The sequence below is a fragment of the Kitasatospora sp. NPDC059747 genome (genome assembly GCF_042732955.1).
Classification (GTDB): Bacteria; Actinomycetota; Actinomycetes; order Streptomycetales; family Streptomycetaceae; genus Kitasatospora.
In genome coordinates this window covers 113,326-121,425 of sequence record NZ_JBHWGV010000010.1, presented here as the reverse complement: position 1 = coordinate 121,425, position 8,100 = coordinate 113,326, and the positions used below count along the sequence as shown (strand labels likewise).

The 8,100-nt window shown below is 74.6% G+C and carries 6 protein-coding genes; 2 read left to right on the top strand and 4 right to left on the bottom strand.

Annotated features, from left to right (window positions below):
• Nucleotides 1-531 precede the first annotated feature (531 nt).
• The 4 genes from ACFV4G_RS07090 to ACFV4G_RS07075 all read right to left on the bottom strand — a co-directional run bounded on the left by ACFV4G_RS07090 (nucleotide 532) and on the right by ACFV4G_RS07075 (nucleotide 5,135).
• On the bottom strand, nucleotides 532-918 hold the full coding sequence (locus ACFV4G_RS07090; protein WP_380437341.1) for a rhodanese-like domain-containing protein: 387 nt from the start codon (nucleotides 916-918) through the stop codon (nucleotides 532-534).
• A complete protein-coding gene (locus ACFV4G_RS07085) occupies nucleotides 912-1,508 on the bottom strand; it encodes a cysteine dioxygenase (RefSeq protein WP_380437339.1) in 597 nt (198 codons plus the stop codon). Before ACFV4G_RS07085 ends, ACFV4G_RS07090 begins: the two co-directional genes overlap by 7 nt.
• A 196-nt stretch (nucleotides 1,509-1,704) precedes the next feature.
• Nucleotides 1,705-1,782: a putative leader peptide gene (locus ACFV4G_RS07080; protein WP_380386513.1), complete on the bottom strand. Its 78-nt coding sequence runs from the start codon at nucleotides 1,780-1,782 to the stop codon at nucleotides 1,705-1,707.
• 125 nt (nucleotides 1,783-1,907) lie between these two features.
• Nucleotides 1,908-5,135 (bottom strand): hypothetical protein, encoded by a 3,228-nt coding sequence (locus ACFV4G_RS07075; RefSeq protein WP_380437337.1) that lies wholly within the window; start codon nucleotides 5,133-5,135, stop codon nucleotides 1,908-1,910.
• Nucleotides 5,136-5,638: 503 nt separating this feature from the next.
• Here ACFV4G_RS07075 and ACFV4G_RS07070 point away from each other — a divergent pair.
• On the top strand, nucleotides 5,639-6,481 hold the full coding sequence (locus ACFV4G_RS07070; protein ID WP_380437335.1) for a nitrilase-related carbon-nitrogen hydrolase: 843 nt from the start codon (nucleotides 5,639-5,641) through the stop codon (nucleotides 6,479-6,481).
• 11 nt (nucleotides 6,482-6,492) lie between these two features.
• Nucleotides 6,493-7,923 (top strand): dihydropyrimidinase, encoded by a 1,431-nt coding sequence (gene hydA / locus ACFV4G_RS07065; RefSeq protein ID WP_380437333.1) that lies wholly within the window; start codon nucleotides 6,493-6,495, stop codon nucleotides 7,921-7,923.
• Nucleotides 7,924-8,100 lie beyond the last annotated feature (177 nt).

The window sequence follows — 8,100 nt, the reverse complement described above, 5'->3', positions numbered from 1 at the left end:
TTTTTACTCCCCGCCCCCCCCCATATAAAAACACAAACATCGGGGGGGCAGGGTTAGTGTTTTTATCACAGCGGGGGGGGGTGGTGGGGCCCCCCGCGGCGGCCCCCCCCGGGGGGTTTACCCGGCGGGGCGCCACGTCCAGGTCGAGGCCCTCGACGGCGGTGGTGCCGTCGGGGTGGCGCTTGCCGGCGCCGTCGAATCTGATCACGGGGAGTTTCCTCGTCCGGGCGCCCCGCGGTGGCGGCGCCGTTGGTCGGTCTGTCGTCGGTCTCTCGGTTGATGGCGGTCTTGTCGACAAACGGTGGCGGTGCGGACCGCGGTGGTGCCTGTCGGATCTCCTGCCCGGGCGTTCTTCCGCCCGCGTGGCTGCCCGGCTTCGGACCGGCGGAAACTCTGATCAGACTATGACTTACATCATCTCCTGTCCCTTGTTCACCGCCTGTCACGAGGAGCGGAGCCGCTGCGGCAGGGCTCCGTCGGGGAGTCAAGCCGGTCGGTCGCGCCGCTGTTCAGTCGTCGTCGAGCCGCCGTTCAGCCGCCCTGACGGGTCGGCAGTCCGGCCGCCGCCCAGCCGACGAAACCGCCGTCCAGGTCGGTCGCCCGGTGCAGCCCCAGTTCGCGCAGCGACGCCGCGGCCAGGCTCGACGCGTACCCCTCCGAGCACACCACGATCCACTCGACGTCGTACCCCGACGCCTGCGGGATCCGGTGACCGCCCGTCGGGTCCAGCCGCCACTCCAGCACGTTGCGCTCGATGATCAGCGCCCCGGGGATCTCCCCCTCCGCCGCCCGCTGTGCCGCCGGACGGATGTCCACCAGCAGCGCGCCGTCCAGCTGCGCCTGGTACGCCTCCCGGGCGCGCGGGCGGTACACGCCCTCGCGGGCCCGCTCCACCAGGTCGTCGATCGTGGTCACCACTGTTCCGGTCCTTCCTCGGAGGTGCGGACGAGCCCGCCGGCCCGCAGGTCGTAGTGCGCCATCGAGCTCAGCGGGGGCGAGTAGGCGTGCAGGGTGACGGCCGGGCCCGACGCCGTGTTGCGCACGTCGTGCACGTACTCGGGGCCGAAGGCGCGGGCCGTCCCCGCCGGGACGCGGCGGATCAGCAGGCCCTGGTCCGGGCCGCCGAGCGAGAGCTCCTCCAGTTCGCCGAGGGCGACGGTGAAGGCGCCGCGCGAGCCGCCGTGGTCGTGGAAGCCGGTGGACTGGCCGGGCAGCCAGCTGATCAGCCACACCTCGTGGTCGTCGTCGGCCACCAGGCGCCGGTACCAGCGCTCGTCCGTCGACAGGCGGACGTGGTGGATCCACTGGTCGGGCCGCTCGGCGAGCTCGCGGACGATCGCGCGCAGGGCGTTCGGGGCGAGCGGCGCGCGGGCTTCCTCGACGGCTGTGTCGGCGGCGGCGTGGGTGTCGGCGGCGTACGTGGCGTCGGTGTTCGTGGCGGCGGCGTGCGTGGCGGCGGCGTGCGTCGCGTCGGTGGGTGGACGGTCGGGGGCGAGGTCCAGGCTCATGGGGCGTCCTCGGGTGCGGCGGGAACGTCGGGAGGGTGCGCCCGCCGTCCGGGAGCCGCGGCGGAGCGGTGCCGAAGGAGCGGCACGGCAGCGCGAGGGGTGCACCGGGCGGGGGCGGGTTCAGAACTGCGGATGCGGGTGCGCGGCGCGGGCCCTGGCAGACGTCACAGGGCGGAACCGGCGCGGAGGGGCAAGGTCAACAGGCACACATGGAGCTCGCCTGGCGTCGCAGATCGACGTGCAGGCGGCAGACCAGGGTGGTGCCGGAATCCATGGTCCGGATCCTTCCCGACCCGCGCGGCGGGAGTCAAGCGGGACCCGCAGTGCGTCCATACCTCGGACCAATCCTGCTCACACCTCGGACACCCCGCTCCTTCCACCCTCGTCTCCAGGCCCGCGTCACCCCTCGGCAGAGCGCCGCGGCGCCGGGGGAGTGACGGCCGATCGGGCCGTACCGGCGCTGCCGGGCGACTGCGCCGGTACGGGCCCCGCCCCGCCACCGGCCACCCGCTGCGCCGCCAGCGCGGCCTCGACCAGCGGAGCCGCCTGGTCGCCCAGATAGCGGCCCAGCGTCTGGTACGCGTCGAACTGCCGGTGGTCGAACCACTGGTCGCTGGTCAGGTCGTTCGGGAACGCCGCGTTGCCCACCGCGTAGGACAGCAGCTCGTACGGCATGTCGGCGGTCAGGGCGGCCTGGACGACGATCAGCGTGCCGTGCCGGGCGTCATCGCTCCCGCCGGATTCGCCCGCGCCGGATCCGCTCCCGGCGGATCCGTCCGCGCCGGATTCGCCCGCGCCGGCGAGACCCGCGAGCGGCACCGGATAGTGGATGTCCCCCGTGATCACCGCCCGCTCCGACAGCCGCGCGGACAGCTGCGCCGCGAGCCCCCGCAACGGCTGCGGCCCGTCCGACGACGCCCTGCCGTCAGCGGCTGCCGCCTGTGCTGCCTGGGCGGCCTGTGCCACCTGCTCCGCGGCGCTCCCCGGAATCAGCACCTCCGGATCGTGCAGCGTGATGACGACGCCCAGCTCCTCGCGCGCCAGCGTGATCGCGGCGGCGAGGTTGGCCGCGTACCCGGAGTCGCCGCTGGCGTCGATGCAGACCGCCGTCCGGACGCCGTGGCGCAGCAGCTCGACCAGGCCCAGGTTCTCGTAGTGCCCGCCGTCGGTGGTCAGCAGGAACCGGTCGTCCATCGGGAACCGCCCCGTCAGCTCCCGCAGTTGGTACTGCAGCCGCCGTACGGCCGGCTGCGCGGGGCGCCGCCAGTCCGGCACGCCGGACCAGTCCGGGCCCAGCACGGCCGGGTTGGGCAGCCAGGTGCCGAGCCGTGCGTTGGTGACCGCGAACAGCCCCTGGTACGCCTTGGACTGACGGCCCATCGCCGAGGAGAACGCCGCCCCCGAGACGGCCATCGCCGACTGCACGGTGAGGTCCCGGGCGATGTGCCGCCGGGTCCGCCGCTCCAGCAGGTCGGTGCGGGCGTAGCCGACGTCCGGACCGCCCACGTAGTCGTGCGACAGCGTGAAGGACACCGCCCGGCGGCCCGGCGGGGTGCGGGTGTCCCCGGAGAGGTTGGCCGCCGCCGAGAAGATCACCTGGGGGAAGTCCGGGTGCCGGGCGCCGTAGTGGCTGAGCCACGTCTCCTCGCGGAAGAAGTCGTACGGCCGGGCCACCACCGCGCCGCCCTCGGTGACCCGGCGGACCGCGAACGCCCTTGCCAGCCGCAGCCGGTAGAACGGGTGCAGGCTCATCCACGTCTGGTCCAGGTTGAGCCCGACCGCGCCGAGCACCAGCGGCAGCGCCACCTGGACGGCCGTCGGCCACGCGTACCCGGTCGCGACCGCCCAGCCGAGCGCGAGCAGCGATCCGGCCGCCAGGGCCGCCAGCGCCGCCCACACCACCACGTACTGGGGGAGGTTGGCGGTGAGGCCGCCGCCGAACCGGCCCGCTCCGCGCAGCGCCCCGGCGACCGCCGCCGCGCCCCGGCGGATCGTCCGGCGGTCGCGCCAGAGTATGCCGAGCAGCAGCGCGAGGTAGCTGAGCACGACGGTGAGGCTGAGCCCGGCGCCGGTGAGCCGCGGGCCCGCGGCCAGCGCGGCCTGGAGCCGCACTGCGCTCCACGCCAGCACGGGCACCGCGAGGACGCCGGTGGCCACCAGCGCGGCCAGCGCGAGGCTGCCCTGGAAGAGCCGGCGGAGCAAGCGCGGCAGCACGGCGTCCCAGCCGAGCGGGGGGAACACGAGTACCGAGAGCAGCCAGCACGCGGCGGCGGTGACGAGCAGGACGGCCAGGACGGTGACGGCGGGCGCGCGGAGGACCAGCGCCCCCGGCGACCCCGCCCCGCCGGTGCGCAGCCCGGCCGCCGCCAGGCCGTCCAGCGGAGTGACCGGCACGAGCCGGTAGAACCGGCTGAGCCCGAGGCCGACCACCAGGACGGCGGTGAGCAGCAGCGTGAACGCCGAGATCACGCCGCGCAGCAGCGTGCCGAGGGCGACCAGCCACTCGCCCGAGCCGTCGGCGATGTACTTGCCGTGGCGGCGGAGGTGGTCCTCCTCGGGGGAGCCGGGCTCCAGCACGGTGTCGGCCGTCAGGCCCGAGACGGCGTGCACGGAGGCGCCGGGCGCGGAGTCGCTGAGCGCGAGCTGCATCGCGCCGACCGCGTAGCCGCCGCCCGAGACGGAGACCAGGTACCGCGCCCGTCTCAGCCACGGCCGCAGCGACTGGAGCGCGCCGAGCGTGACGCAGGCCGAGCGGATGCCGCCGCCCGAGGCGCAGAAGCCCAGCTCGGCGGGTTCGCGCCCCGGCGGCACCCGGGAGCCGTCACGCCAACGGGCCTGGCCCGCCCGGGCGGTGGCGTCCGCGGGCGCCTCGGGAGGGGAGCCCGGTGCGCCGTTGTGCGGTGGCCACAGCGCCCCGTGCGTGGTGACGACCGGCCAGGGCGGGATCAGCGCGGGACGGTCGGGGGAGCCGCCGGGCGTCGCGTCCCCGTCCGGGCCCGGGGCCGTGACGGGTGGACGGGACCGCAGCCCCCGCACCGCTCGGACGGCGGTGACGGCGAGCGCCCCCGCGGCCGCGGCCCCGGCGGGCAGGAGCAGCAGCCACGCCGTGGTGGCCAGCCCCGAGGCGACGGCGAACGGCGCGTCCGAACCGTCCGGGCGGTCCAGGGCGCGGGCGAGCAGCACGTCCGCCGCGAAGGCGCAGCACGCCGCGAGCAGCCCGGCACCCCCGGTGGCGAGCGCGGTCAGCCGCCAGCGCGCCCGCCCGAACACGTACAGGCCGAGCAGCGCGGCGGCGGCCAGCGTCAGACCGGCGCCGCCGGTGAGCCAGGCGTCGGCCCGGAGGGCGGCCGGCCCGTCCCCGGCGCGGCCGCCGAGCGCCGCCAGCGCGGCCGTCCGCGAACCGGCCAGCCGCAGCGCCACCACCCCGCCGGGCGGCGCCATCCGGCGGAACAGCAGACCGCCGAGGGCGACGGGCAGCAGCGCGCCGAGCGCCAGCAGCAGACCCGCCCACGCCGGCACGGCGGGCGGGCCGGCCGGCGGATCCGCCCGCTGCGCCCACGCGAGCAGGCGGCCGGGACCGAGCCCGGGCGGCGCCTTGCGCACCGCCCTCCCGAGAGCCGTCGTCATGCCTGCCACCCCCTGATCCCCGGGCCCACGCCGGCGGGCGAAGTCGCGCTGCGCCGCCGCACGGTAACGGTCCGAAGCGGCGTCCACGCGCGTTTTACCCACCTTGGCCGGAACCGGCACCCGGAACGCCCGGATTCACTCGAATGAGTAAGGAGCGCACTCCCGGGGTAGATGACCGATTCATCCCGTCCAGGCGGACCCGCGTGTCCGTGTAACAAGATCGCCCCGGACGCGTTACCCCCAACGTATTGTCAGGCCACCGAACCCGGCCTACGGTCGACAGATCGCAATTTCTACGCACGTAGACGCACGCCGCCGCACGCGGCTCCGCGTGGACGCACGCGGAGCCCCTGCCACGCCTGCCGAGCGTGCGCGGAAAGGCGCGCGGAGACCGTGCCGCGACCCCGCACACCGGCCTGCGCGCCGCAGGCCAGAGCCACCCCGTCAACCCTCACACCGCAGGCCCGGCTCCCCGGCCGGGCCCCGGAGTTGCGGAGGTACCCATGTCGCAGATCGTCCGTGCCGCGCTCGTCCAGACCCGCTGGACCGGCGACCAGGAGAGCATGATCGCCCTCCACGAGCGGTACGCCCGCGAGGCAGCCGCCCGGGGCGCGAAGATCATCGGTTTCCAGGAGGTCTTCAACGCCCCCTACTTCTGCCAGGTCCAGGAGCCCGAGCACTACCGCTGGGCGGAGGCCGTGCCCGACGGCCCCACCGTCCGCCGCATGCAGGACCTGGCCCGCGAGCTCGGTCTCGTCATCGTCGTCCCGGTGTACGAGGAGGAGCAGGCCGGGGTGTACTACAACACCGCCGCCGTGATCGACGCCGACGGCCGCTACCTCGGCAAGTACCGCAAGCACCACATCCCGCAGGTCAAGGGCTTCTGGGAGAAGTACTACTTCAAGCCCGGCAACCTCGGCTGGCCCGTCTTCGACACCGCCGTCGGCAAGGTCGGCGTCTACATCTGCTACGACCGGCACTTCCCCGAGGGCTGGCGCGCCCTCGGCCTCGCCGGCGCGCAGATCGTCTACAACCCCTCCGCCACCAGCCGCGGCCTGTCCGCCTACCTCTGGCAGCTCGAACAGCCCGCCGCCGCCGTCGCCAACGAGTACTTCGTCGCCGCCATCAACCGGGTCGGCACCGAGGAGTACGGCGACAACGACTTCTACGGCACCTCCTACTTCGTAGACCCGCGCGGCCAGTTCGTCGGCGAGGTCGCCTCCGACAAGGAGGAGGAACTCGTCGTCCGCGACCTCGATCTCGGCCTGATCGAGGAGGTCCGCCAGCAGTGGGCCTTCTACCGCGACCGCCGCCCCGACGCCTACGGACCGCTCGCCGAGGCCTGAGGAGCACCCCGATGACCACTCCCGACCCCCGCCACCGCACCGTCATCCGCGGCGGCCTCGTCATCACCGCCGCCGACGAACTCCACGCCGACGTCCTCATCGAGGGCGAACGCGTCGCCGCCCTCGCCACCACCGGCAGCTCCGCCGCCGGGGCCTGGAGCGCCGACACCGTCATCGACGCCGCCGGCCACTACGTCATCCCGGGCGGCGTCGACGCCCACACCCACATGGAACTGCCCTTCGGGGGCACCGCGGCCTCCGACACCTTCGAGACCGGCACCCGCGCCGCCGCCTGGGGCGGCACCACCACCATCGTCGACTTCGCCGTCCAGCCCGTCGGCGGCTCCCTGCGCGAGGGCCTGGACGCCTGGCACGCCAAGGCCGACGGAAACTGCGCCGTCGACTACGCCTTCCACACCATCGTCTCCGACGTCACCGACGGCGTCCTCAAGGAGATGGACGCGCTCGTCGACTCCGGAGAGTCCACCTCCTTCAAGCTCTTCATGGCCTACCCCGGCGTGTTCTACAGCGACGACGGCCGCATCCTGCGCGCCATGCAGCGCGGCGCCGCGAACGGCGGGCTCGTCATGATGCACGCCGAGAACGGCATCGCCATCGACGTCCTCGTCGAACAGGCGCTCGCCGCCGGGCGCACCGCGCCCCGCTACCACGGGGAGGTGCGCCGCGAACTCCTGGAGGCCGAGGCCACCCACCGGGCCATCAAGCTCGCCCAGGTGGCCGGCAGCCCGCTCTACGTCGTCCACGTCTCCGCCGCCTCCGCCCTCGCCGAGATCGCCCAGGCCCGCGACGCCGGGCTCAACGTCTTCGGCGAGACCTGTCCGCAGTACCTGTTCCTCTCCACCGACAACCTCGCCGAGGAGGGCGCGGACGGCTTCGAGGGCGCCAAGTACGTGTGCAGCACGCCCCTTCGGCCGCGCGAGCACCAGGAGGCCCTGTGGCGGGGGCTGCGCGCCAACGACCTCCAGGTCGTCTCCACCGACCACTGCCCGTTCTGCTTCGCCGGGCAGAAGGAACTCGGGCGCGGCGACTTCTCCAAGATCCCCAACGGCCTTCCGGGCGTGGAGAACCGGATGGACCTCCTTCACCAGGCCGTCGTCGACGGGCACCTCACCCGCCGCCGCTGGATCGAGATCGCCTGCACCACGCCGGCCCGCATGTTCGGCCTGCACCCGCGCAAGGGCACCATCGCGCCCGGCGCCGACGCCGACATCGTCGTCTACGACCCCACCGCGGTGCAGACCGTCTCCGCCGCCACCCACCACATGAACGTCGACTACTCCGCCTACGAGGGACGCCGACTCACCGGCCGGGCGCGGACGGTGCTCTCGCGCGGCACCGTCGTCCTCGACGGCGACAGGTGGCTCGGCCGCGCCGGACACGGCACCTTCCTGCGCCGCGACACCTGCCAGTACCTGGTCTGACACCGCCCTTCCCTTCCCCTCCTCCTCCGGTCCGGGCGCCCCCCCCGGGGCAGGGGCGCCCCCGCGCGGGGCCCCCGGCCGAGCGAGTGGACACCACGGGCCGAATGGCCAGCGTCTCTCCACAAAATCCCCCCCCCCCCCCCCCGCGCGCCCGGGGGGGCGGGCGCGCCGGGCGGG

Excerpts from the sequence above, each read along its gene's own strand:
- ACFV4G_RS07085 (WP_380437339.1), bottom strand. The coding sequence starts at position 1,508 with ATGAGCCTGGACCTCGCCCCCGACCGTCCACCCACCGACGCGACGCAC.
- ACFV4G_RS07080 (WP_380386513.1), bottom strand. The coding sequence starts at position 1,782 with ATGGATTCCGGCACCACCCTGGTCTGCCGCCTGCACGTCGATCTGCGA.
- ACFV4G_RS07075 (WP_380437337.1), bottom strand. The coding sequence starts at position 5,135 with ATGACGACGGCTCTCGGGAGGGCGGTGCGCAAGGCGCCGCCCGGGCTC.
- ACFV4G_RS07070 (WP_380437335.1), top strand. The coding sequence starts at position 5,639 with ATGTCGCAGATCGTCCGTGCCGCGCTCGTCCAGACCCGCTGGACCGGC.
- hydA (WP_380437333.1), top strand. The coding sequence starts at position 6,493 with ATGACCACTCCCGACCCCCGCCACCGCACCGTCATCCGCGGCGGCCTC.